The 23,269-nt window shown below is 67.2% G+C and carries 20 protein-coding genes; 13 read left to right on the top strand and 7 right to left on the bottom strand.

Features of this window, described 5'->3' with window-relative positions:
• The first annotated feature begins 197 nt into the window (after nucleotides 1–197).
• Genes ACOOHF_RS12915 through ACOOHF_RS12905 form a run of 3 tightly spaced genes read left to right on the top strand, consistent with a single transcriptional unit; the run spans nucleotide 198 to nucleotide 4,361 of the window.
• Nucleotides 198–2,351 carry a prolyl oligopeptidase family serine peptidase gene (locus ACOOHF_RS12915; RefSeq protein WP_420462011.1) on the top strand — a complete coding sequence of 718 codons (2,154 nt, stop codon included), beginning with the start codon at nucleotides 198–200 and terminating at the stop codon, nucleotides 2,349–2,351.
• Entirely contained in the window at nucleotides 2,320–3,162 is an 843-nt protein-coding gene (locus ACOOHF_RS12910) for a hypothetical protein (protein ID WP_420462010.1), read from the top strand. Before ACOOHF_RS12915 ends, ACOOHF_RS12910 begins: the two co-directional genes overlap by 32 nt.
• Nucleotides 3,159–4,361 carry a winged helix-turn-helix domain-containing protein gene (locus ACOOHF_RS12905; protein ID WP_420462009.1) on the top strand — a complete coding sequence of 401 codons (1,203 nt, stop codon included), beginning with the start codon at nucleotides 3,159–3,161 and terminating at the stop codon, nucleotides 4,359–4,361. The genes ACOOHF_RS12910 and ACOOHF_RS12905 overlap by 4 nt, the downstream gene beginning before the upstream one ends.
• A gap of 73 nt (nucleotides 4,362–4,434) precedes the next feature.
• Here ACOOHF_RS12905 and ACOOHF_RS12900 read toward each other — a convergent pair whose 3' ends face one another.
• Nucleotides 4,435–5,112 (bottom strand): mechanosensitive ion channel family protein, encoded by a 678-nt coding sequence (locus ACOOHF_RS12900; RefSeq protein ID WP_420462008.1) that lies wholly within the window; start codon nucleotides 5,110–5,112, stop codon nucleotides 4,435–4,437.
• Nucleotides 5,113–5,502: 390 nt separating this feature from the next.
• Here ACOOHF_RS12900 and ACOOHF_RS12895 point away from each other — a divergent pair, with 390 nt between their 5' ends.
• The 4 genes from ACOOHF_RS12895 to ACOOHF_RS12880 all read left to right on the top strand — a co-directional run bounded on the left by ACOOHF_RS12895 (nucleotide 5,503) and on the right by ACOOHF_RS12880 (nucleotide 8,423).
• The gene (locus tag ACOOHF_RS12895) at nucleotides 5,503–6,588 is read left to right on the top strand and encodes a hypothetical protein (protein WP_420462007.1); all 1,086 of its coding nucleotides are present in this window, start codon (nucleotides 5,503–5,505) and stop codon (nucleotides 6,586–6,588) included.
• A gap of 137 nt (nucleotides 6,589–6,725) precedes the next feature.
• A complete protein-coding gene (locus ACOOHF_RS12890; protein ID WP_420462006.1) occupies nucleotides 6,726–7,508 on the top strand; it encodes a hypothetical protein in 783 nt (260 codons plus the stop codon).
• Entirely contained in the window at nucleotides 7,505–7,717 is a 213-nt protein-coding gene (locus ACOOHF_RS12885) for an FAD-dependent oxidoreductase (RefSeq protein WP_420462005.1), read from the top strand. The genes ACOOHF_RS12890 and ACOOHF_RS12885 overlap by 4 nt, the downstream gene beginning before the upstream one ends.
• Nucleotides 7,718–7,784: 67 nt before the next feature.
• Nucleotides 7,785–8,423, top strand: a complete 639-nt coding sequence (locus ACOOHF_RS12880; RefSeq protein WP_420462004.1) for an FAD-dependent oxidoreductase — start codon at nucleotides 7,785–7,787, stop codon at nucleotides 8,421–8,423.
• 100 nt (nucleotides 8,424–8,523) lie between these two features.
• On the opposite strand, the gene ACOOHF_RS12875 is transcribed toward ACOOHF_RS12880, so the two are convergent.
• Nucleotides 8,524–8,940, bottom strand: coding sequence for a type II toxin-antitoxin system VapC family toxin (locus ACOOHF_RS12875; protein WP_419162250.1), 417 nt, complete (start codon nucleotides 8,938–8,940; stop codon nucleotides 8,524–8,526).
• A 325-nt stretch (nucleotides 8,941–9,265) separates the two neighbouring features.
• Complete coding sequence (locus ACOOHF_RS12870) at nucleotides 9,266–9,994, bottom strand: class II aldolase/adducin family protein (protein WP_419935245.1); 729 nt, start codon at nucleotides 9,992–9,994, stop codon at nucleotides 9,266–9,268.
• A gap of 217 nt (nucleotides 9,995–10,211) precedes the next feature.
• Between ACOOHF_RS12870 and ACOOHF_RS12865 the strand changes: the two genes are divergently transcribed.
• The 5 genes from ACOOHF_RS12865 to ACOOHF_RS12845 all read left to right on the top strand — a co-directional run bounded on the left by ACOOHF_RS12865 (nucleotide 10,212) and on the right by ACOOHF_RS12845 (nucleotide 18,090).
• Nucleotides 10,212–10,685, top strand: coding sequence for a hypothetical protein (locus ACOOHF_RS12865; RefSeq protein WP_420462003.1), 474 nt, complete (start codon nucleotides 10,212–10,214; stop codon nucleotides 10,683–10,685).
• Between the two features lie 65 nt (nucleotides 10,686–10,750).
• The gene (locus tag ACOOHF_RS12860; protein WP_419935243.1) at nucleotides 10,751–11,428 is read left to right on the top strand and encodes a hypothetical protein; all 678 of its coding nucleotides are present in this window, start codon (nucleotides 10,751–10,753) and stop codon (nucleotides 11,426–11,428) included.
• A 72-nt stretch (nucleotides 11,429–11,500) separates the two neighbouring features.
• A complete protein-coding gene (locus tag ACOOHF_RS12855; protein ID WP_420462002.1) occupies nucleotides 11,501–12,541 on the top strand; it encodes a YpdA family putative bacillithiol disulfide reductase in 1,041 nt (346 codons plus the stop codon).
• 57 nt (nucleotides 12,542–12,598) lie between these two features.
• The gene (locus ACOOHF_RS12850) at nucleotides 12,599–13,882 is read left to right on the top strand and encodes an ATP-binding protein (protein ID WP_420462001.1); all 1,284 of its coding nucleotides are present in this window, start codon (nucleotides 12,599–12,601) and stop codon (nucleotides 13,880–13,882) included.
• Nucleotides 13,879–18,090, top strand: a complete 4,212-nt coding sequence (locus ACOOHF_RS12845; RefSeq protein ID WP_420462000.1) for a hypothetical protein — start codon at nucleotides 13,879–13,881, stop codon at nucleotides 18,088–18,090. The genes ACOOHF_RS12850 and ACOOHF_RS12845 overlap by 4 nt, the downstream gene beginning before the upstream one ends.
• A gap of 21 nt (nucleotides 18,091–18,111) precedes the next feature.
• Here ACOOHF_RS12845 and ACOOHF_RS12840 read toward each other — a convergent pair whose 3' ends face one another.
• Nucleotides 18,112–19,527, bottom strand: a complete 1,416-nt coding sequence (locus ACOOHF_RS12840; protein WP_420461999.1) for an amidohydrolase family protein — start codon at nucleotides 19,525–19,527, stop codon at nucleotides 18,112–18,114.
• Between the two features lie 265 nt (nucleotides 19,528–19,792).
• On the bottom strand, nucleotides 19,793–20,485 hold the full coding sequence (locus ACOOHF_RS12835) for a DUF433 domain-containing protein (RefSeq protein WP_420461998.1): 693 nt from the start codon (nucleotides 20,483–20,485) through the stop codon (nucleotides 19,793–19,795).
• Between the two features lie 265 nt (nucleotides 20,486–20,750).
• Here ACOOHF_RS12835 and ACOOHF_RS12830 point away from each other — a divergent pair, with 265 nt between their 5' ends.
• Nucleotides 20,751–22,082: a M24 family metallopeptidase gene (locus ACOOHF_RS12830; RefSeq protein ID WP_420461997.1), complete on the top strand. Its 1,332-nt coding sequence runs from the start codon at nucleotides 20,751–20,753 to the stop codon at nucleotides 22,080–22,082.
• A 33-nt stretch (nucleotides 22,083–22,115) separates the two neighbouring features.
• Here the strand turns inward: ACOOHF_RS12830 and ACOOHF_RS12825 are convergent, their stop codons facing one another.
• Together ACOOHF_RS12825 and ACOOHF_RS12820 are read right to left on the bottom strand one after the other, a co-directional pair.
• Entirely contained in the window at nucleotides 22,116–22,976 is an 861-nt protein-coding gene (locus ACOOHF_RS12825; RefSeq protein ID WP_420461996.1) for a hypothetical protein, read from the bottom strand.
• 9 nt (nucleotides 22,977–22,985) lie between these two features.
• Nucleotides 22,986–23,186, bottom strand: a complete 201-nt coding sequence (locus ACOOHF_RS12820; protein ID WP_419935234.1) for a hypothetical protein — start codon at nucleotides 23,184–23,186, stop codon at nucleotides 22,986–22,988.
• Between the last annotated feature and the right edge of the window lie 83 nt (nucleotides 23,187–23,269).

The following is a 23,269-nucleotide window of genomic DNA, read 5'->3' as shown; positions in this document are numbered from 1 at the left end:
ACCCGCACTCCCCACGCGAGGCAATGTAGTTGGTCAGAGCCATCCGACCGAACGCCACGGCCGCCCGGATCTCCACACCGGAGCGACGGCGTGGGCGGCCCGCATCGTTTCGGACATCGTGTACCTGTTCGCTATGTTGGATGCGCGGTGCGATGCGCGAGCACGCAACGGCGCCACGTCAACCGAGAGGTGTGAGCATGCCCGGGTCCCGGAACATCCTGTCTCAGCCCTTCCCCTTCCGCACCCCGCGGCGGGCCCTCGCGCTCGCCGCGATTCTCCTCCTGGCCGCGACGGCCGGAGCGCAGACCGCCACCGCCCAGGACGACGACGCATGGACGCCGGCCTTGAGCATGCGGTACCACGCCGTCTCGGGGACCGCGATCTCTCCCGACGGCTCCCGGATCGCCTTCGCCGTGCGCGAACCGCTGATGGAAGGACCGCAGTCGGAGTACCTGAGTCACATCTGGATGACGGACGCGGAGGGGTCGCGGGCCACCCAATGGACCCGGGGCGAGGCCTCGGCGGGCTCGCCCCGGTTCTCGCCCGACGGCGAGTGGCTGAGTTTCACCACGAGCCGGGACGGCGAGGCTGAAGGCGGAAGCCAGCTGTGGGCCCTGCCGCTGGCGGGCGGAGAGGCCCGACAACTCACGAACGCGGGCGGCTCGGTGGGGACGTATCGCTGGTCGCGGGACGGCACGCGCATCGCCTTCCTCATGCGGGATCCGGAGACGACGGAAGAGAAGAAGGCGCGGGAGGAGAAGCGCGACGTCATCCTCGTGGACCGGAACTACAAGTTCTCCCACCTGTATGTCGTCGCCGTCGACCCGGAGTCGGACGAACCCGCCGAGCCGGTGCGGCTCACGGCCGGCGACTTCCACATCACGGGGTTCGGCTGGGCCCCGGGCGGCGGACGGATCGCCTTCTCGCACCAGGCCGATCCGCGGATCAACACGGCGCGGCTGAGCGGCGACATCTCGACGACGACGGTCCCGGACGCCGGGGCGATCGCCGACCTCCTGGCCGCCCGTGGCGAGGCCGACGAGGAGGAAACCGATCCGGCCGCCGTCGGGGAGGTGTCGCTGCTCGTGAGCGGAGCGGGGATCGAGAGGAGCCCCCTCTGGTCGCCGGACGGAGACTGGATCGCCTACGTGTCGACCGGCGACCAGCCGGAGCCGATCGGGCTCGGCGACGTGTTCGTGATCCCGGCCGCCGGAGGCGAGGCCCGGCGACTCGATACGCCGAACCGGAGCGCGTCGGTGCTGGGGTGGTCAGGGGATTCCTCCGAACTGCTCCTGCTCGAATCGCTCGCGACCCGGCGGCACGTCCTGGCCGTCCCGGTGGATGGAGGCGAGACCCGGTTCATCTCGTACGGAGACGGCGTGGTCGGCTCGGTCGCGCTCACCGACGACGCGAGCCGCATGGCCTTCACCTGGCAGACGACCGAGGAGCCGTGGGATGTCTTCGTCTCGCCCACGAACGGATACGCGCCGACGCGGGTCACGGACCTCCACGCCCATGTGCCGCGACCCGAGATGGGCCCCACCCGCCTGGTCTCGTGGACCTCGACGGAAGGGTTCGAGATCGAGGGCCTCCTCACCTACCCCGTCGGATACGAAGAGGGCGAGCGGGTACCCATGATCCTGAACGTGCACGGCGGCCCCGGCGGCGTGTTCAGCCAGAGCTTCACCGGGTCGCCGGCCGCCTACATGCTGCAGTACTTCGCGCGGGAGGGGTTCGCGATCCTGCGCCCGAACCCGCGCGGGTCCACGGGCTACGGCAAGGACTTCCGCTACGCGAACTTCCAGGACTGGGGCTACGGCGACTTCCGCGACCTGATGTCGGGTGTGGACCACGTCATCGAAATGGGCGTCGCGGACCCGGACCGGCTCCTGCTCATGGGCTGGAGCTACGGCGGCTACATGACCTCGTGGGCCGTCACGCAGACGGACCGCTTCGTCGCCGCGAGCATGGGGGCCGGGCTCCCCAACCTCATTTCGATGACGACGACGACGGACATCCAGGACTACCTCGTCGGCCACATGGGGGTGGAGTTCTGGGAGGACTACGAGCGCTACGAGCGGCACTCGGCGATGTACCACATCGCGAACGTGGTGACGCCGACGCAGGTCATCCACGGGGCGGAGGACCTGCGGGTCCCGTTCACGCAGGGGCAGGAGTTCTACCGGGCGCTCGACCGGCGCGGCGTGCCTACGGAGATGGTCGTGTATCCGCGGACCCCGCACGGGCCGCGGGAGCCGAAGTTCGTCATGGACGTCTCCGAGCGGATCCTCGCCTGGTTCCGCAAGCACCTGGACTCGGATGCGGTCACCGCCGCGGACGAGGGCCGCTGACCCGCGCGCGAGGCCGGTCGCCGGTGGGGGCCTGCTGACGGGGAGGCTTTCCCGGATCCTGCTCACCCGGGATCCGGGGGCCGTCAGCATCGGCGGCTGGACGCGTGGCATCGGCGGGGACCTTCTCACCCGGTCCCCGCACGTCCGCGAGCCGAACTTCACGCGGATCCACGCGGACGACCTCGCGTTTCTGTTCGCGGCCTACGACGATCGCTTCCTTTACGGCCTCTGCGGCGAGATCGTCGGCCCGGACGGCCTCACCTTCCGCCTTTCCGGCCGGATGACGCGCGCGGGCGGCAAGACGACGCGCTTCGAGCGCCCCGGTGGTGCCAGGCGCTTCGAGATCGCGGTCGCGACGTCGATCCTGTTCGACGGATTCGGCGGGGACGATCCCGAGGTCACGGTGTGCGGGCTGCCGTGCGCGAACCGGCTGGAGGCGCTGCAGCGGATCTTCGAGCACGAACTCGTGCACCTCGCCGAGTGGCTGTGCTGGGACGCGAGCCACTGCGGCCGCTCGCGCTTCCAGGGGATCGCCCGGCGTCTGTTTCTGCACCGGGCCCACACCCACCAACTCATCACCCGCTCGGATCGCGCCGCCCGCGTGGGGGTCGGGGTCGGCTCCCGCGTGACGTTCCCGTTCCGGAACGGGAGCCTGACCGGCCGCGTCAACCGGATCACGAAGCGCGCCACGGTGCTGGTGGAGGACGCACGGGGCGACCGCTGGTCCGACGGGCGGCGCTACGTGCGTTACTACGTGCCGCTCGGCGAACTCCGCCTCGCCGAGCCGGCCCGGGGCCGGGAGCCGGCGTGACGCCGACCCGCAGGGGACCACAGAAGTTCGCGCGGGAAGCGGTGGTCAGGCTGTGGCTGCATCGCCAGGGTCTCGCTCGGCCCCGCGGGTCGACCTGCCTCGACCGGCGCGCCTTCGTCGACCACCTCGAGCGGACGGGAGCGCTGCAACTCGACAGCGTGAACGTCGTGGACCGCGCCCACTATCTGACCCTCTGGAGCCGCTTCGGACCGTACGACCGCTCCCGCGTGGACCGCTGGGTGTACGGGGAGCGGCTGGCGTACGAGTACTGGGGACACGAAGCATCGATCCTTCCCATCTCCCATCTCGCGCTGGGCCGCCGGCGCATGCGCCGCTTCCCTCCCGAGAGCTGGTCGGGCCGGAAGTGGTGGAGCCGCTACGCCACCTCGACGGCGTCGAAGCGCCGCGTGCTGCGGCGGCTCCGCGCCGAGGGACCGCTGGAGAGTGCCGACTTCGCGCCCCAGCCGGCGGAACGAGGTGAGAAGACCGAGTCGCTCGCCTGGCGGCTGCACGAGGACAAGCGGTCGCTGAAGCTCCTGTGGCACGACGGCCGGGTCGTCGTGAGCGGGCGGCGCCACTTCCGGTGCATCTATGACGTGGCCGAGCGCGTCCATCCGGACGGTCCCGCCGCGTCGCTCACGGAGTACCACGACAGCTGGCTCCTCATCGCGCTCCGCGGTTGCGGCATCGCCCCCGAACGGCACCTCGTCAACTACTTCACGGGGCCGGAACTCAACGCGGCGGAGCGGCGCCGAGTCATCGCCCGCAACCTCCGGCGGAAGCGGATCGTCGAGGTCGAAGTGGAGGGCCTCCGCGGTCCCTGCTACGCCCTGCCCGAGCACCTCGAGACGATCGACGATCTGCCCGAACCGACCGGAACCACGCTGATCTGTCCCTTCGATTCCCTGCTCTGGCAACGAAAGCGCGCGGCGGAACTCCTCGACTTCCACTACACCGTCGAGATCTACGTCCCCGCGGCGAAACGGAAGTACGGCTACTACGTCCTGCCCATCCTCCACGACGGCCGCCTCGTGGGCCGCCTCGACCCGAAGCTGCACCGGGATCGCGGCCTACTCGAGATCCGAGCCCTGCACCTCGAACCGGGATTTGCTGCGACACCGGAGTTCAGGGCGGCCCTTGGCGAAACGATCGCGAACCTCGCCGACTTCCTTGAGGTCGCCAAGATTCTCGGTCTATGAGCGGCTACGGCGCGGGGATTTCGATGATCAGGTTTGATGTGGATGGAACCAAACGTTCCGCGCTCGCCCCGGCTTACCCCCGGGGCGAAAAGCGATCGACCAGGTCACTCGCCCAGCGGCCCGCCAGATCCTTGCAGCCCAGCCCGAAGGCCAGGGCGCACCCGAAGCTGATGGCTCCGAGGATGATCAGGAAGGCGCTGCCCACGAACTGGACCCCGAGCTGCTGCAGGGCCACCACCACGGCGAAGATGATGACGATGGACTGCACGAACTGCCCCAGAACCTGGGCCTGAGCGATGCCGGCGTTGCTGGCTACGGTGCGGACCGTCGCTGCCAGAAAGGCGGCCGCCGGGATCCCCAGAATCAAGATGAGGATCGACGTCACAACGACGGGCAGGAAGCCAACGAACCGTTGTAGCAGTTCGGCGGTGGCAGTGAGCTGGAGGGCGTTGAGGGCCGCCACCAGCACCACGAGCATGACGAGCCAATACGCGATGACTCCTACCAGCTGGGAGAAGGTGCGCTGGATGCCTCCTCTGGCCAACATCTCCGCGAGCTGAATTCTCTCCGCCAGGATGTCTGCTCTCACCGCCTTGAGAAGCCGAACGAGTACCGCCTGGATCACCTTGGCGACGATCCAGCCACCGACCACAATCGCCAATACGGCCAACAAGTTGGGCAAGAAGTTACCCAGTTGGCCAAAAAAAGCGCGGATCGGGTCGAGGAGGATCGCGTCCCAGTCCGTTTCCATTTCAACGACCCCCTTCGTAGAACGAACCTTCCCGGATAGCCGCCGCTTCGTGAGAGTCCGCCCGACTTATTCATGACTCCCCGAGGAGGGCTCGGTTTCTCACGCGCTGCCGCCGCTGCGGGCGATCCGGGACGCTGAATCTTAACCATATGTCGCACGAGACCATGCCCGCCAGTCTGCCCTTCCCCCCGGTGAGAGCGGCAGGAGCCCGCAGATCTCGATTCCGGGCTCGTGAGCGCGCCGGGCGGCCGAACGAATGAAGATGCGGGGTGCCCATGCGATGGTCTCGGACGGGTGCATTCTGTATGCTACCAGAGCGATCAGTAGTGAATCGAACGGGTTGCGCAAGCGCGCGGCGAAGGCGGGAACGCATTGCGGAGAGGTGATCGCGTGAGACACCGGCGCAGAACAAGCTCGAGCATCGCCGCCAGACGGTTTCGGGTGGGCCTGTTCGCCGTGGCGGAGCTGGCCCTCGTGAGTTCCGCCGCCCCGGCGCTGTCGGCGCAGGTGCGCATCGTCCAGACGAACTCGGCGGGGGACAACGTCCACATCATCGATCCGGTGACAAACCAGGTCGTGCAGGTGATCGAGGGCATCCCGAAGGCGCACGGCGTCGCGGCCGCGCCGGATGGGGGCACACTCTATTTCAGCAACGAGATCCACCGCACGCTGGAGATCGTCCCCACGGACGCGATGGAGGTCGTGGACCGGATCCCGCTCTCGGGGCGCCCGCACAACGTCGCGATCAGCAACGACGGCCGGAAGGTGTATGTCGCGATCATCCAGGATTGCAGTTGCGTCGACGTCGTGGACCTGGAGAAGAGCGAGGTCGTGAAGTCGACCCCCACGCTGGGGACGGTGCACAACGTGTTCATGTCGCCCGACGGACGGCACGTCGCCGCGGGCATGATCGGCGCACGCACGCTGACGATCATCGACACCTCGATCGACGAGGCGATCTGGTCGCTCCACTTCAGCGGCCGCACGACGGGGGGCTACGCGGACGGTGGCGTGCGGCCGATGGCGTTCGAGGCCCACCCGGACGGATCGACTAGGCGGCTGTTCGTACAGATCTCCAACTATCACGGGGTATACGTGGTCGACTTCGAGAAGCGGCGCGTCGTGGGGAAGCTGGACATGCCCACGCTCCCGATCTCGCGGGTGACGAACGACGCGCTGCAGGGATCGCCGGGGCACGGCCTCACGGTATCGCCGGATGGGCGGCAGCTGTGGTCGACGAGCAAGCCCAACGGACACGTCTACGCGTGGTCGCTCCCCGACCTCGAGTACCTGGGCGGGGTCGAGGTCGGCCACATCCCCGACTGGCTCACGATGACGCCGGACAGCCGCTACCTGTACGTGGCGAACGCGGGGTCGAACGACGTGTCGGTCGTCGATACGAAGGAGATGAAGGAGATCGCCCGCATCCCGGTGGGGCAGACGCCGAAACGGAACAAGACCGTGGTGTTCCCGTGAGATCGGGTGTGCCCCCGCGGCCAGCGCCTGGCCCGGGACGCGGAACCGGCCTGAGGCTCAGCACCGGCGTTCGGCGGCAGTCGGCTGTCGCGTTCGCCCTCGCGTTGATGGCGTCGGCTCCCGGCCCCAGCGAGGTCATGGGTCAGGAACCCCTGAGCTTCGAGCACTACCGCGAAACGATCGAGCCCATCTTCCTCGCGGATCGGGGCGGCTGGGGACCTGGGCGCGCACCCTGCGTCACGTGTCACGCCGGGCAGGGGACGCCGCTCCGTCTTCAGCGTCTGCGGGAGGCGGACGACGGGGAGGTCTTCTGGTCGGAGGAGGACTCCCGCCGGAACTTCGAGGTCGTGTCGCGGCTCGTCACCCCGGGGGATGCGGACGGCAGCCGCCTCCTGAGGAAGGCGCTCGAGGTGTCGGTTGGCGGCGCGGCGTTCCATGTCGGCGGGAAGTTCTTCGAGTCGAAGGCGGACCCCGAATGGCGCGCGATGGCGGACTGGGTCGCAGCGGCCGATCCGGTCGAGCGCCCCGCCCCGCCCCGGCTGGACTTCGACTTCTTCCGGGACTGCGTGCAGCGGGTCTTCCTCGACAAGCGCCCTGGGGACGTCGAGTGCATCCACTGCCACGAATCCGGCGCACGCGGCTTTGCCCGGCATATCCCCGAGGGCCGCGACTTCTGGGACCAGCAGGAATCCCGCGGCAACTTCGCGATCGCCCGCCGCTACGTGGAGCCGGGCGAGCCGATGATGAGTCGGCTTCTGACACATCCCCTCGCTCCCGACGCGGGCGGTGACTACTTCCACGGCGGCCCCCGGCGCTGGGCGTCGATGGACGACCCGGAGTGGCGGATGCTCGCCGCCTGGATCCGCGGCGAGACCCCCGAATGCGTGGTCGGACAGGGGGCTGACGCGGGAGGCGGATGACGAAACCGCTTGACATCGCCGTCGTCGGAGGCGGCATCGTCGGGCTCGCGACGGCCGACGCGATCCGGCGGGCTCGGCCGGGGCTCTCGCTCACGGTGCTGGAGAAGGAGCCGGAGGTCGCGGCGCACCAGACCGGCCGCAACAGCGGGGTCATCCACGCCGGGCTCTACTACGCGCCCGGGTCGCTAAAGGCGCGGCTCTGCACCTGAAGGGAGCGCCCGGCTGTTCCAGTATTGCGCCGAACGAGGCATCGCGACCACGCGCACCGGCAAGATCGTGGTCGCGATGTCGCGCGATCAGCTCCCGGCCCTCGATGAACTCGAACGGCGCGGCAGGGCCAACGGCGTGGCCATGGAGCGGATCGGCCCGGACGGAATCGCCGAGCGCGAGCCGCGCGCGGGCGGCATCGAGGCGCTCCGCATACCCGCCACCGGGGCGGTCGACTTCGGCGACGTGGCGCGTGCCCTCGCGGCCGATCTGTCGCGCGCCGGGCACGAGGTCCGCACCGGCTTCGAGGTGCGCGAGGCCCGCCGCACTCCGAACCGCACTTGCCTGATCGGCCCGCCGGGCGACGTCGAGGCCCGCGTCGTCGTCAACTGCGCCGGGCTGCACGTCGACCGGGTGATGCGGCTCCTCGGCCACGATCCCCGCCTCCGCGTCCTCCCCTTCCGGGGCGAATACTGGGGCCTCTCTGGAGCCGCGGCCGACCGCGTGCGCGGCAACATCTACCCGGTTCCGGATCCCCGGCTGCCGCATCTGGGCGCTCATTTCACGCGAAACGTGGCCGGACGCGTCGAACTCGGCCCGAACGCGGTGTGGGCCTGGGGTCGAGAGGCCTACGGCCGGTTCTCCGGGCGGGTGCCGGACGCGCTGGAAGCGCTGAGCTACCGAGGCTTTCGGCGCCGGGCGTCGTGAATGTGCTCAACGCGCCCTCCCCCGCCGCGACCGCCTGCCTGGCGATCGGCGAACACATCGCAAGCCGGGTTCTCGGACAGTTGGCCAGGTCGTGACGGGGCTAATCGCCACCTTCGAATGGGTCGAGGATCTCGACTCCCGCGGGCTCGAAGTCCTTTCGGTTCCGCGTGACCACAACCAGCCCGCGGGCGAGGGCGGTCGCCGCGATCAAACTGTCCTTGACGGGCATCGGCCGTCCCCGGGAACGGAGACGCGCCAGGAGTTCCGCCCAGCGAAGCCCCGTGTTCGCATCCAGCGGGACGCATTGAATCCTGCGAACGGCCTCCTCGAACCACGACTCGAGCGCCTCGCGACCCTTCCCGGGCGCCACCAATCTTATTCCGTACCAGATTTCTCCGAGTACGACCGGATTGACGACGATCTGCGGTTCGTGGTTCCGCAACCATGTGACGACGCGCGGATCAGGTCTCGTCCTGGTCGCCTCGGAAAGGACGTTCGCGTCAACGAGGTATCGAATCGGCCGGCTCCTCGATTCCCGGAGCGGGCAGGTCGGCGGTCGAATCAGACGGAACCGGTACGAACCCGCCCTTCGCGGGACAGGCCAGAAGGTGGTCGACGAGACCCTCGTTCACCGCCGCCGGGGCGCGAGCGAGTCGGTAGACTCCTCGCCCGAGCCGCTTGATCTCGAATTCCTGGCCGGGCACGACGCCGTCTCGCCGCCGAAGCTCAGCCGGGAGTACGAGCTGCCCCCTTGTGGAGATAGTGGTTCGCATGATGGTAAGATGGGCGACTTACCCAAGCTGTGCAAGCCCCGGCATCCTCCTCCCGGAGGGCGCGGCGGGTCAGGTGGCGTAGTCCTGGCCTTCGGCGTCCAGCACTTCCTTCATGCCCTCCAGGTAGCCGGCCTCGCCCATGGATTCGACGGACATGTCCGCGTTGTGCTGCGCGGCCTCGACCGGGATCCGCCGGAGGCTTCGCCCCGCCTGGAGCGCGAGCAGTTCGTTCATGCAGGCACGCTCGAGTTGGTACAGCCACAGCATCGTCTTCTCGATCGTATCGCCGACGATCAGCACACCGTGGTTCGCGAGGAAGAGGACCCGCTTGTCGCCGAGGGCCTCGACCATGCCCTCGCCCTCTTCCGCCTCGGTGACGATCCCCTCGTACCCGAAGTACGCGCAGTTCCCGTAGAATACCGCGGCGTTCTGGCTCCCCCGCTCCTCCAGTCTCCAGCCCTCGATGGAGGCGAGCGCGGTGCTGTACGGGGCGTGGATATGGAGCGCGCACATGATGTCGGGGCGCGCGCGCTGGATCGGTTCGTGGATCGCCCACGCGCTCACGTTCAGCCGTCCTTCCCCGCCCACAGGGCGTCCGTCCGGGCCCACCTCGACGAGGTTGCTGGCCGTCACGCGGGAGAAGTGCATCTGCCCGGGCGTGATGAGCAGGTGACCGGGCCTCCCCGGCACCTTGCAGCTGAAGTGGTTCCAGGTGCCCTCGTGCATGTTCTCGTGCACGATGATCCGGTGCACCGCCGCGAAGTCGACGCGCGCACGCCGGATTGCGGCGTCATCCATGCCGGGCTCCGTCGGGGACGGAACGGGAGCGAAAGCGGTCTCGACCGTGCTCATCACCTGCCTCCTGCGCGCGTGGGAACCTCCCCCGAACATCACCCGCGGCACCCGAAGGATCAAGCGGATGCCGCTCCGTTCTCTCTGGTCGTTCGAGGGGCGACGACCGACGTTACTCCAGATTCCACGGAAAGAACCCCGCAGGCGAAGGAGGAGGAAGCGGATGAGAATCAAAGCCGCCTCGGCATACCGATTCGCGGTCGGCGCGGCGCTGGCGACGGCATTCATCCTGGTATGGGTGATCGGTGCCGTCGGCCTCATCGGGGTTGAGGGCGACCCCTTCGACCTGCTGTACGGCTGGGTGCTTGCCGTCGGAGTCATCGGTGCCCTGATCGCCCGCCTCAAGCCACGGGGCATGTCTCGCACCCTGACCGCAATGGCGCTCGCGCAGGCGCTGGTCGCCGTGTTCGCGCTGATCGCCGGGAAGCACCAGGTCGCGGTCAGCTCCGTGCCCGAGATCGTCTTCTTGAACGGGTTTTTCGTTGCGCTGTGGCTCGGATCGGCCTGGCTGTTCAGGTCTGCCGCGCGGGAGCAACGTCCCGCGGAATCGGACGACAAGATCACCGAACATGACGCTGCACAAGATCTTCCCGATGGCCGACGAAGCCGGATCGGAAGACGGCTCCCGTCACCATAGGGTTGCTCAGGTCGTTTAAGGGACAGGATCGAAGGTTCTTGAGGACTTCAGCGGGAGGCCGCCTCTTGCCGAACATATTCGCCGCACTCCTTCTCGTCTCTGCGGGAACCCTCGCATCCGGCGACCCGGCGGGGTCCGCGGACGGACTCGGGTGTGACTCGCGGCGGGAGGGTGGAGATCCCGACATGCCGGTGTCGGTTCTGGTCATCGATGACGAACTGTTCGAGGGCGACGCATCGACATGGTACGCGGATGATAACGTGTACGGGGTGGCGATCGTGTGCTGGAGGTGGGTCGAAGAGTACCTGGGACTCGAGGTCCGTCTGGGGGCGACCTATGTCCTGACGCAGCAGTATCTCGAGCGCATGCGGGAAAGCCGCCTCGCCAGCCTCGAAGCCCTGATTGCGGCGCAGGATCACCATCGGAACGCCCATGGAGCCTACGCCGAGGAACTCGACGACCTGTCCGGCTTCGGCGTCCTCGCCGATTACGGCGTGCCCAAGTACATGCAACTTGAGCTTGTGCGAACCGAGGCCGGCTGGGGGGCCGGGGTGGGAGCAACGAAGAGGTGGCTGGCGGAGTTCCACGGGTGGGAACCGGCTCGCCCCTGCTACGCTTTCGTGGGCACGCCGCCGGACGAATGGGAGACGATCCCCGACGAGGATCGATCCGAGCTTGTTGAGCGGCAGCCCGTTTGCCTCAAGCGTCGCGTCGCCGACGAAACCGGATCGGAAGGCGGCTGACCCTCTCCCGGTTCCCCGTCTCCGGTTCAGTGATTACCATCCCGCGCTCACGAATCTCCCGGAGAGGCGCGGGTGACCCCAAACTCCATCGCCGAGTCGGAATCGGTTTCGGAACCGCTTGACGTGACGATCGTCGGGGCCGGCCCCTGCGGCCTGGCCGTGGCGATCGCCGTCCAGGAGCGCGGGCTGAGCTACGCGATCCTCGACCGCGGGTGCATCACCGAGTCACTGACCCACTATCCCTCCTACATGACCTTCTTCTCCACCGCGGAACGGCTGGAGATCGGCAGCGTTCCGTTCACGATTCCCGAGCCCAAGCCCACCCGCCGCGACGCGCTCGCCTACTACCGGCATGTCGTCGCTCACCACGGCATCGAGGTCCGCCAGTACGAGGATGTGACGGGCATCGAGCGGGGGGAAGGCGCTTTCACCCTCGACACCCGCACCCGCGGCGGCCGTGAGAACCGGATAACCTCGCGGGCGGTCGTCATCGCCACGGGAGGGTTCGGGGAGCCGAACCGGCTGGGGCTGGAGGGCGGAGAGGCGGACGGCGGCGATTTGGACGGCCGGGTCATCCACTACTACAAGGAACCGTACCCCTTCTTCGATCAGAACGTGATCGTCGTGGGGGCCGGGAACTCCGCCGTGGAAGCGGCGCTGGACCTGTATCGGAACGGCGCCCGCGTCCGGATGGTGCACTTCGCCGACACCCTGGACCGCGGCGTCAAGCCGTGGGTGCGCCCCGACGTCGAGAACCGAATCGCGAGTGCGGAGATCCCCATGCACTGGAGATCCCGCATCGCGCGCCTCGGGGCGGGTACAGCGACCATCGTCGAGGAGACGACGGGGGCGGAGACCGAGGTCGCGAACGACTGGGTGCTCGCGATGACGGGCTGGCGGCCGGACGCGGCGCTTCTCAAGGACCTGGGGGTCGAGTCGGATCCGGACACGGGGATACCCGCGCACGATGCGGCGACCATGGAGACGCCGGAGCCGGGCGTCTACATCGCGGGCGTGATCGCCGCCGGCTTCAACGCCAACAAGATCTTCATCGAGAACGGCCGCGAGCACGGCGCCATCATCGCCGCTCACCTGATGACCTCCTTCGGTTGAATCGGCCTGCACAGCCATGTAGATACGTTCTTGAGTAATTTTACTTAGCAACGTATCATGACCGACATGGACGCCTACGAACGCCCTCATGTCGCACGACTCCTGGGGCTGCTGGAAGAGGACAGCAGCATGCGGATCGTCGCAATCACGGGGCCCCGCCAGACCGGAAAGACGACGATCGCCCGCCAGGCGCGGAGCCGCTTGGAGGGGACCGGGCGGATGTGCTGGTATGTACCGCTCGATGACCCGACGCCAGACGAGTCCGACGCGCCGGGACTGCTGACCGGTGTGGAGGCGATCCCGGCAGGCAGTTCCCAGGACGAGCGATGGCTGGTTGGAATCTGGGAGAGTGCCCGCCGGGCGGCCGCGCGCCTGGACCGAGGCCTCGTGCTCGTGCTCGATGAGATCCAGCACATTGCCCGCTGGTCCAACGTCGTCAAAGGACTGTGGGACGGAGACCGCCGGGCCGGGCGCAACCTGCGGGTCGTCATCCTGGGGTCGGCTCCGTGGCAGATGCTGACCGGGCTTCACGAAAGTCTCGCGGGGCGTTTCACCGCCATGCCGACACCGCACTGGTCGCTCGGGGAGATGGCGCGTGCGTTCGACCTTACCGTGGACGAATACATCTTCTTCGGCGGTTACGCCGGGGCGCTAGCTACCGTGCCGGGATCCGAACGATTGGCGACTTGGCGGGACCACATTGCGCGCGCCATCGTTGCGCCCGCCATCGAGCGGGACATCGTCGGCCTGACACGAATCACGAAGCCGGCTCTGATGCGGCAGCTGATGGATCTCGCTCCACGGTATTCCGGCCAGCTGATGTCCTACAATAAGCTGCTCGGCCAGCTTCAAGACGCCGGCAACACGACCACCCTGGCGCGCTACGTCGATCTTCTCTCGGACGCCGGACTGGTGACAGGGCTGTCCCGCTACACACCGGCCCCGCACTTGGGGAAGAGGTCTTCGCCGAAGCTCAACGTGCTCAATACGGCACTGATGACGGCGCCGGCGGGCTACACGTTCGAGGAGGCGCGGGCCGATCGGTCCTACTGGGGCCGGCTCGTGGAGAGCGCAGTGGGTGCGCATCTCTACAACACGCGCCACACGGCGACGCAGCTCCATTTCTGGCGTGACCCTCCCCACGAGGTCGATTTCGTCATCGCGCGCGGGCCCCACGTGCTCGGGATAGAGGTCAAGAGCGGGAAATCAAGAAGGGCATCCGGCCTCGAAGCCTTCGCGAGCCGCTTCCGCGGCGCTGGAACCTTGGTGGTGGGCACGGGAGGGATTCCGCTCAACGAGTTCCTCTCGCTGAGCGCGGACGATTGGCTGGAAGAGACATGAACTCGCCCGTACCCCGCACCGTCCAGTTGATCGTGCCGCAGGACGATGAGCGGCTCGGCCAAGAGGGCCTGTCGCTGGCCGACTTCCGCTCGGACCACTGTTACGTCCTGTTGGGCGAGCCGGGTCTGGGAAAGAGCACCGCGTTCGAGACGGAAGCCAACCAGGTGGGGGCTCCCGATCCGCTCTCGGCCCGCCGGTTCATGAGCCGGGACCTCGAGAGCCACCCCAACTGGCGGGCAGGGCCGCTATTCGTTGACGGATTGGACGAAGTGCGTGCTGGCCGCGCGGATCCGAGATCGCCCTTGGACAAGATCCTGGCCCGGATCGAGACACTGGGGAACCCGCCGTTCCGCCTTTCGTGCCGTACCGGCAGCTGGCTGGAGCGAGGAGACCAACGGGAACTGTCCTCCCTTACATCTGAACCGATTCGGGTCCTCCAGCTGAACCCGCTGTGTCGCGAGCTCGTTCGGCAGATCGTCGCCCGGCGCCGAGACGACGCCGACAAGTTCATTGTCGAGGCCTTCGAGCACGGGATGGACACCTTCCTTTGGAACCCGCAGTTGCTCGCAGTACTTCTCGATTCCGTGGAGGCGTCAGGCTGGCCCGATACCCCCACGGAAGCGTTCGAACGCGCCTGCCGGGAGCTTGCCAGGGAACGGAACATCGAACACCGGGACGCCCGCCGGAGGATCGCGCAGCCCTCCCGAGACGCGGTTCTGAGTGCGGCCGGAGAGCTGTCGGCGCTGATGTTGATTGCGGGCAAGGGGGGCTGGACGGCAACCGACACGGACGACCCCGACATCCTTTCCCTCGATGAAGTGGAGGCTGAGAACAGGGACACCCTGCTCGCCGCTCTGGAGTCCGGATTGTTCCGTGGTTCCGCCGCGTTCCGAACTCCGACTCATCGACTCCTGGCCGAGTTCTTGGGTGCTAGGTTCTTGGCCGGAAGGATCCAGGCTCACGAAGGCGTCACCGTCAGGCGCGCGCTGTCGCTGCTCATGGGTCATGACGCCATTCCCCTGCCCGACCTCCGGGGGCTTGCCGCCTGGCTCGCCGCTCTCAACCCCGATGCCCGGGGGACGCTGATTCAAGCGGATCCGGTCGCAGTGGCGTTCGATGGCGACGCGAGCGGCTTCACCTCCGACGAGCGGACGGGACTGTTCGAGCGCCTTGAGAAGAGCATCGAACTCGGCCGCGTCTGGCCCTCCGGGGTCGCACTCGGAGCTTTGGCCGGGGACGGAGACCGCTCGGCACTCTGGGAGTTGACCTCGTCTCCGAAGCGCTCGGATGCGAGGCAGCACCTCGTTTGGCTCTTGCTCTCCGGTTTCTCGGCGAGGACTCGTCGCTCGGACGCGGACGACGGCATCGCCCTTGATGCCGAATCCGAGGCCGACCGCCAGAGGTTGGAAGGTATCCTCCGCGACGCCACGTGGCGCGCCGACGTCCGGTGCCGGGCGCTCGTGGCTCTCAACCGCGTTCTCCGCGATAACCCTGTCGGACGCACCCTGCTGCGCGGCTTGCTTGTCGAAGTGAAAAAAGGGCGTCTGCCGGACGACGCGAACAGGCTGCTCGGGACGATGTTGGACCGAATGTATCCAGAGGACTTGCCGCCCGCGAAGATCTGGGACTACCTGGCAACCTCACCAGCCCATGGGTGTCACTCCTACGAGAGGTTCTGGCTCGCTGTCGTGGACCGATCGACTGATACGCATATCCGCGAGTTGCTCGACTCGCTGTGCAGTTGCGCATCGGAAGCGATCCCGCGGCTCGAACGGCACGGGTTGGAGCATGTCGTGCTGGAATTGCTTGCGCGAGGACTCGAGGTATTCGGCGACGATACGAGTAGTGAAGCACTGTACGCCTGGTTTGGACTTGTGGAGGCCGGCCAGGAGCGCCCAGGACTCGTACCGGCGCATTGCCGAGACATCGTGACCCGGGGCTTTTTCGACGATGCTGGAGATCGAATCCAAGCCTGGTTGAAGTCGCGGGAAGGTGTCCGCAATTCACTCATTCTGCGCGGTCTGGCCGAGCACGAATCCGAGATCGGGGTCCAGTTTCTCGATGGATCGGTCGGAGACAAGTTCCTCGGCGAGAATCCGCCTGAGGGGTTCCGTCAGTGGTGCCTAGTGCAGGCGACGGATCTGGCAGGAACGCAGCCGAGAATCGCGCAGGAACTTGCCTTGTGGGCTGTCCGACAGAGACCGGACTGGGGGCCGCCCGTTGCCGACGAGGGAATCGCACAATCGGTACGGGGCATTCCGGTTCTGGAGGATTGGAACGAGGATCGCTTGCAGGCGAGAGCGCGCTGGGAACGCGAGGGTGTCGCGTGGAAGGAACGTCATGCTGCCTTTGAAGCCCGCGTCCGGGAACGGCAGGAGGAGTATGGGGCTTCGGTCCGCAAACATGCACCGGAACTACGGGAAGGCCGCTGTCCGCCGGTCGTGCTCCACAAGCTTGCCCAGCAATATCTCGAGGGTCTCGCGGAGGAAGGATCGGGCGACGCGGCGGTGACCCGGCTCCGACGACAACTCGGGGACGATCAGGCGCTTGTGGACGCGACTCTTTCGGGATTCCGCAGCCTGCTGGACCGGGACGATCTGCCCGACCTGGACGAGACGGTCCACCTGCACGAGACCAACCAAATGTCCTACTTCGCCCTTCCCTTCCTCGCGGGACTGGCGGAAGGGGAACGCGCGGGAACAGACCCGCTGGACCGTCTGGACCCGAAGCAGCTTCGGCGGGCGTTGGGATATTACTTTGTTTCAAACCTGCCCGGAAAGCACTACTCGCTACCCGACGATCCTCGGTCGGAGACTCGTCCCGCCTGGTATCTTGAAGCGCTGGCCTCACACCCGGCGGCGGTGGCGGACGCTCTGGTGGCTGTACATCGGGCCCGCGTGCGCGCGAAGCAGTCGCCGGAACCGCACCTCTGGGATCTGGCCTTCGATCCGGAATACGAGCGCGTGGCGGCGCTTGCCGTCAGCCGGCTGCTTACAGTCTTTCCCAGCCGGTGCAGTGCGCCACAGTGCGAGGCCTTGCGCGTGGCTCTGTGGGCGGCCCTGGATGCGAGATTCATGTCCGCCGAGGCACTGCGGCAATTGGTCCTCCGCCGGCTCGAACGCCGCGGGATGGATGTGGCCCAGCGAGCGCAGTGGCTGTGCGCCGGACTGTTCGTCGCCAGACAACAGTGCCTGCCGGAGCTCACGGATTTCCTCAGCAGCGGGAGCGACGTGCGCGTGCGTCATGCCGTGGACTTCTTCGGTTCGCACGATCGCCGGATGCGCATCCGCATCCCTGCCGAAGCCTGGCGGGCAGACGAACTTGCCACCCTGATTCGGGTCGTCGGGAGTCGGCTGCCGCGATTCGTCCCACCGGAGCGCGCCGGCTTCATGGGGCGCGACCAGGCGGCCCGGCTGAAGTTCGAACCTGTCATGTCGGCCTGGATCAATGGCCTCGCCGGCCGTACAGACGAGCAGGCCGCCACCGCCTTGAAGTCGCTGATCTCCAGTCCGGGCTTGAGCGCATGGAGCGAAGAACTCGCTCACGCGCGGGACCAGCAAGCCGCGAGACGGCGTCGGGCGAAGCACGAAGCACCTGATCTGGCCAGCATCCAGGACACGCTGAGGGGCGGACCCCCAAGGAGCGCCGCAGATCTGGTCGCCGTGCTGCTCGACGCGTTGGAGCAACTTGCAGAACACATTCGGGACGGTGAGACGAACGACTGGCTGCAGTATTGGCACCGCAACCGCGGATCGCGGCGGCCGACCGCCCCGCAGCACGAGGACGACTGCAGGGACGCCCTGCTCTCCGACTTGAAGAAGGTCCTCCGTCCCGACGATCTGGACGCTGCGCCTGAAGGTCGATACGCAGACGACAAACGCGCAGACATTCGAGTCGCCCTGGGGTCAGGGGTCGCCATCCCGCTGGAACTCAAGAAGAGCACACACCGCGAAGTGTGGCGGTCCGCCGAGGAGCAACTCATCGCGAAGTACACGCGGGCGCCGGAATCGGAAGGATACGGCATCTACGTCGTTTTCTGGTTCGGGCGGGACCGGACGACCGTTCCCCCTGTTGGACGCCTGCCGAAGACGTCCTCCGAGTTGAAGGAGCGACTTGAAGCGCGGCTGTCTCCCGAGCAGCGCGCGAAGATCAGCATCGTCGTGATCGATGTGAGTCCGGCCGGGAAGTACGCCACCGCCGGTCCATGATCCGACCCGGATTCGCCCGAATCAGTTGTCGGGCTTCAGGACGCTGATGATCGGGGCGACCGGGAGCGCGTCGATGTCCACTCGGCGGCCGTCCTTGATCACGGCGTGGATCGAACGGTAGTTGCGGGCGGCCTCCAGCGGGTTCGCGTCGAGGATCACGAGGTCCGCGATCATTCCCGGCCGCAGCGAGCCGATCTCGCCTTCCATCTCGTAGGCGCGCGCGATGTGACTCGTAGCCGACCGCAGGATCTCCATCGGCGCCATCCCGAGTTCCTCGAGTGCGGCCAGCGCGTTGAAGTGGCCTTCGCCCAGCTTCGTCCGCTGGTCCACGGTGTCCGAGGCGATCGTGCCGGACTCCGCGAGCAGCACCGGGTGCTTGATGCCGGCGTCCGTCGAGAGGAGCAACGAAACACCCGCCTCGATCATTCGAGTCTGGTTCTCACGGCCGATGGCCATGTAGGGCGTGAGCGTGCCGTCCGGGTTGTGCTGCTGCAGCGCCTCGAGCCGCCGCTGCGTGATCGGCAGCGCCGAGACCGCGATATCCCGCTCCACCAGCTTCCGCACCGTCTCCATCGGGATGGGGACGACGGGGCCCGAGATGTCGCCGTGCGTGATGATGTCGACGCCCGCCTCGATCGCCATGTCCAGGCTCTCGACCGAGGTGGTGTGGGTCTGGACCGTCATGCCCGCCCGGTGCCCCTCCTCCACGATCACGCGCTGGACGCGTTCCGAGAAGGAGATGAAGTACATCTCGACGTGGCTGCTCGACCCGTACTTGAGGAAATCGACGCCCGTGCCCGTGTACTCGCGGATCGCGGCGCGCACGGAATCCGGCGTCATCCACATGAGGTCGCGGCCGGTCCCCTTCTCCCAGGCTTCGTTGGTGCGGTTCATGAACGCCTTGCTCACATGCGCGGCCGCCTCGGCGCGAAAATCCCTCGAGAGGGGCCCGTCGAAACCGATGATGTTGCCCGCGAAGTAGATGCGGCTCCCGGGCGCCTCGCCCGCATTGATCATGTCGCGGGCCTGGGCCAGCGCGCCCAGCGGTCCCCACGTGTCGAAGACGGTCGTCTGCCCGGTCTTGAGCGTGAGTTGCGCCGCCTCCAGCACGATTTCGTGGTACCGACCCTCGTATTTGATGAGGGTCTCAAGGTCCAGGTTCAGGTAGAGATGCAGGTTGGCGTCCATCAACCCGGGGATGATGTACTTTCCCCGAGCATCGATGATTTCCGTTCCCGCGGGAACGTCCACGGCGCCCGCGGCCCCCACCGCGGTGATCCGCCCGTCCTCCATCAGCACGACCGCGTCCGCGAGCGGCGCGTCGGCGAGGGGATCGATGATGGTCGCCCCTGTGACGGCCAAGGTCTGGGCTGCCACTCCCGGAGCCACGGCGGCCTCCGAAACCACGAAGGCCGCCGCCAGGACAAGTGGTCCCACGACTCGGAGGCCGCTCTCTGGAGGCAACCATTGGCTGGGCCGCACCGACCGACACTTCCGTGCCTGTATCACCCTTCGCTCCTTCTCAATGCCGCCGACGCCGAAGTTGGAGCGCAACAGACGTGCAGCGATCAGTCCAATGGGAGTGGCGTGTACTTGGTCCCGGATGGCGGGACCCTGAATGCGAAGGGGCGCCGGGTTTTCGCGGCGAACTCCTTCATGCCCGCGGCCAGCGCAGTGCTGAGATTGTTGTCCACGAGGAAGGTCACGCTGCGAGTTGTCGCTCGAACTTCACCGCCGCCTCCACCTCGCTGTCCGTCAGATCCCACCAGGCGCGGACGGCCTCAACGCGCTCGTGCTCGGCGCGAAAGAGATCGTAGACGTTCGCCGTTGCAACCCTCCTGCCGACCACCACGGGACGGCCGAAGCACACGAGGGGGTCGAGTACGACATGCCCTCCTCGGCCGAGAGGATACCAGCGACGGGCCAACCCTCCGGGGGGATCGAATTCGATCTGGGCGGAGAGCTGTTGTATGACGGGCGCGATGGTCCATTGTCCACCGGAGAGCAGTTCGAGGATCGCGTCGCCCGCGTGCCGCACCTTGACGTAGATGTCGCTTCCATCGGTGAAGAAGGTCTCTCGCAACGCGCGTGTCGTCCCGGTTATCTCGAAGGCTTCTCGCAATGCCGCCCGGACCCTCTGAAGGGAAACGCCGTGATCGAGAAAAAGCTTCACGAACAACAGATCCACGAGATCGAGAAACGAAGCGTATGATGTTCTTCGGGCACCCTGCCGCCTGACGACAGGCGCCTGGTGCCGAACCGCGTCGGCGTGCCTGTAGTCGTTACCTCTCAACCACCGTCGCACGCGGGCCGGATGCAAGCCTACCAGACGTCCGGCCTCGGCCCACGCGTAGGATGGACGATCCCTCAGGTCGTCGGCAAACAAGCGGTTCATGGGGACTGGGAACACCGTTCGAACAGGGGCGATGCACCTCGCTGGCTCTCGAAGTTCCGACGCACGCCAAGCTACCGCCGCGCCCTCATCCGGGGAACAACAAACGCGTGCATCTGCGACCCTATGCCGCGAACTACGAACCGGCCACCTTGGTCGGATTGTCGCCGTCCGTCTACAAAGAGGTGAGAGGCACGAGATGACGAAGATCGCACAGACCCCGCGCGCAGGCCGAGTTCTCTTGCCCGTAGCACTGTCGATAGCAGCTATGCTCCCCTGCCACGGGGCGCGGCTGGAGGCTCAGGCGCGGGACTACCAGCCGGAGCGGCCGTTCGGGACGCTGCGGGAGCAGGCGCGGACGCAGCAGGCGTGGCTGGCGGAGAGGCTCGAGAAGAACCTCCCCATGCTGATGCGGAAGCACGGGGTGGACATGTGGGTCGTGGCGATGCGGGAGTACAATGAGGATCCCGTCTTCCCCGCCCTCGTCTCTCCCACGACGTTCGCGGCGCGGCGGCGGACGATCTACATCTTCCACGACCGGGGGCCGGAGGCGGGTGTGGAGCGGCTGGCTCTGGGAGGCACGTCTCAGGGCGGGGTGTATGAGGCGGTGCGGGCCACGGCTACCGCCCCGGACGGGCGGGCGGCGGAGCTGTGGGGCGAAGACCAGTGGAATCTCTTCGCCGACATGGTGCGCGAGCGCGACCCGCGGCGCATTGCGGTCAACATCTCGCACGACCACAACTTCGCCGACGGACTCTCCGCAGGTGAATGGGAGCAGATGGAGGCGGCGCTCGGCCCCGATCTCGCAGGCCGCGTGGTGCGCGAACCGCTGCTGGCGATCGAATACCTGGCCATGCGGGTGCCCGCAATGACCCCGGTCTACCGCCGGATGCAGGCGGTGGTGCACGAGATCATCGGCACGGCCTTCTCGGAGGTCGTCATCGTCCCAGGCCAGACCACTACCGCAGACGTCGTGTGGTGGATGCGCCAGCGGGTCCACGACCTGGGCCTCGACTCCTGGTTCCAACCCTCGGTCTCGGTGCAGCGAAGGGGGGCGGACATGGGCGGGGTGAGCGCGCCGGTTATCGAGCGGGGCGACGTACTCCACTGCGACTTCGGACTCGTCGCGTTCGGACTGGCGACCGACACCCAGCACATGGCGTACGTCCTCCGGGAAGGCGAGACGGAGGCGCCCGTAGGTCTCAGGAAGGCGCTGGCGAACTCGAACCGCCTGCAGGACGTCCTCCTCGAGGAAACGAAGGTCGGTCGCACCGGGAACGAGATCCTGGCTTCGGTGCTGGAGAAGATGCGGACGGAGGGACTCAACGGTACGATGTACACGCACCCGATCGGCGACCACGGCCACGGCGCCGGCCCGCTCATCGGGCTGTGGGACTATCAGACGGGCGTTCCGGGCCGCGGGGATCCGCCCGTGATTCCGGGCATGTGGTTCTCGACCGAACTTCAGGTGACGACCCCGGTCCCCGAATGGGACGGGCAACCTGTGAGGATGGCGCAGGAGGAAGAGGCCGAGGTCACGCTCGATGGCGAGATCCGCTGGATGCTCAGACGGCAGACGGAACTGCACCTGATCCGGTAGCCATCAGCTTCGGCGGCTGACTTGGCCCGGAGGTCAGCCCGCCGCGGGGGCTCGGTTCCGGCGGAGGCGGAGGACCTGGGGGTGTTCGACGTCGAGTGCGTCGATCCGGACTCCGAGGAGTGCGTCCATTTGGACTTCGTGGAGGCTGAATCCGGCGGGCATCACCAGCTGGCCGAGCCATGTGCCGTCGTGGTCGAGCACCAGCCAGCTCTGCGGCGTCTCCCATTCGTGGCGTGCCCGGTGCCGCTCCAGCCAGATGGCTCCCGATGGGTCGACCATGATGTCGGCGTAAGCGGGCCGCATCCCGGACATCGCCTCGAGCCTCTGCATCGCAACGGACCCAAGGTTTTCGCCGAGCGACGCCCGGGCGTCGTCGATCTCATCCGCCGTCAGTTCGAGCGGATAGTCGGGGATCCGGATGATGCGGATCAGTTCGCCGGTTGCGTCGAGTTCCTCCACCTCCATGGCATCGGCCGAACCGCGCAGAATCGTGCCTTCGCGGGTGGCGATCTGGCTGACGCGAGCGAAGAAGGGGAGCGTACTGAGCAGGCTCTCGCGGCGTAGCCCGCCGGAGCCCTCGTACGTGCTCATGCTGCCGTAACCGATTTCCACCAGGAGCGTGCCATCGCCGAGATCGTAGATCGCATCGGTGAACAACGGCAGGGTGAACGTGCGGGAAAGGGTCAGGTCGGGCGTCACCACCGTGACGCGCTCATCATAATCGAGCAGGAGGAGGGTGTCGCCGGAGATTCGTTCCATGCCCCAGATCTGTCGGAACTCGCCAGGCCCTTCCCCCTCCCGTCCGAACGACCCGAGGAAATCGCCTGCTGCGGCATAGAGGCGGATCTCCTGCTGACCCGAGACCACCACCCGTCCATCGGAGAAACGGGTCACGCCGCCGACCTAGTAGAATTCGTGGTACTCGCCCTGGCCGGACCGCGTCAGGTCCAGGATGGGCTCAGGGTCGACGGTCCAGCCGCTCGAATCGCCCCAGGCGGGGCGGAACGCCTCCACGATCTGGACGCCGGCGCTGTCCCGCTGCGTGACGAGCGATGGATCGGAAGTTGGCTCGCCGCAGGACAGGACGCCGAGGCACAACCCCAAGACCTCAAACCTCTGGAAGCAAGTTGGGTCCGGTCGGATACGACACCTCCGGGGTTTCCTGGTGATCCCATCGGCCTCCAAGT

It is taken from the genome of Candidatus Palauibacter sp., from assembly GCF_965216145.1.
Lineage (GTDB): Bacteria > Gemmatimonadota > Gemmatimonadetes > Palauibacterales > Palauibacteraceae > Palauibacter.
This window is presented reverse-complemented; position numbering and strand designations above follow the sequence as displayed.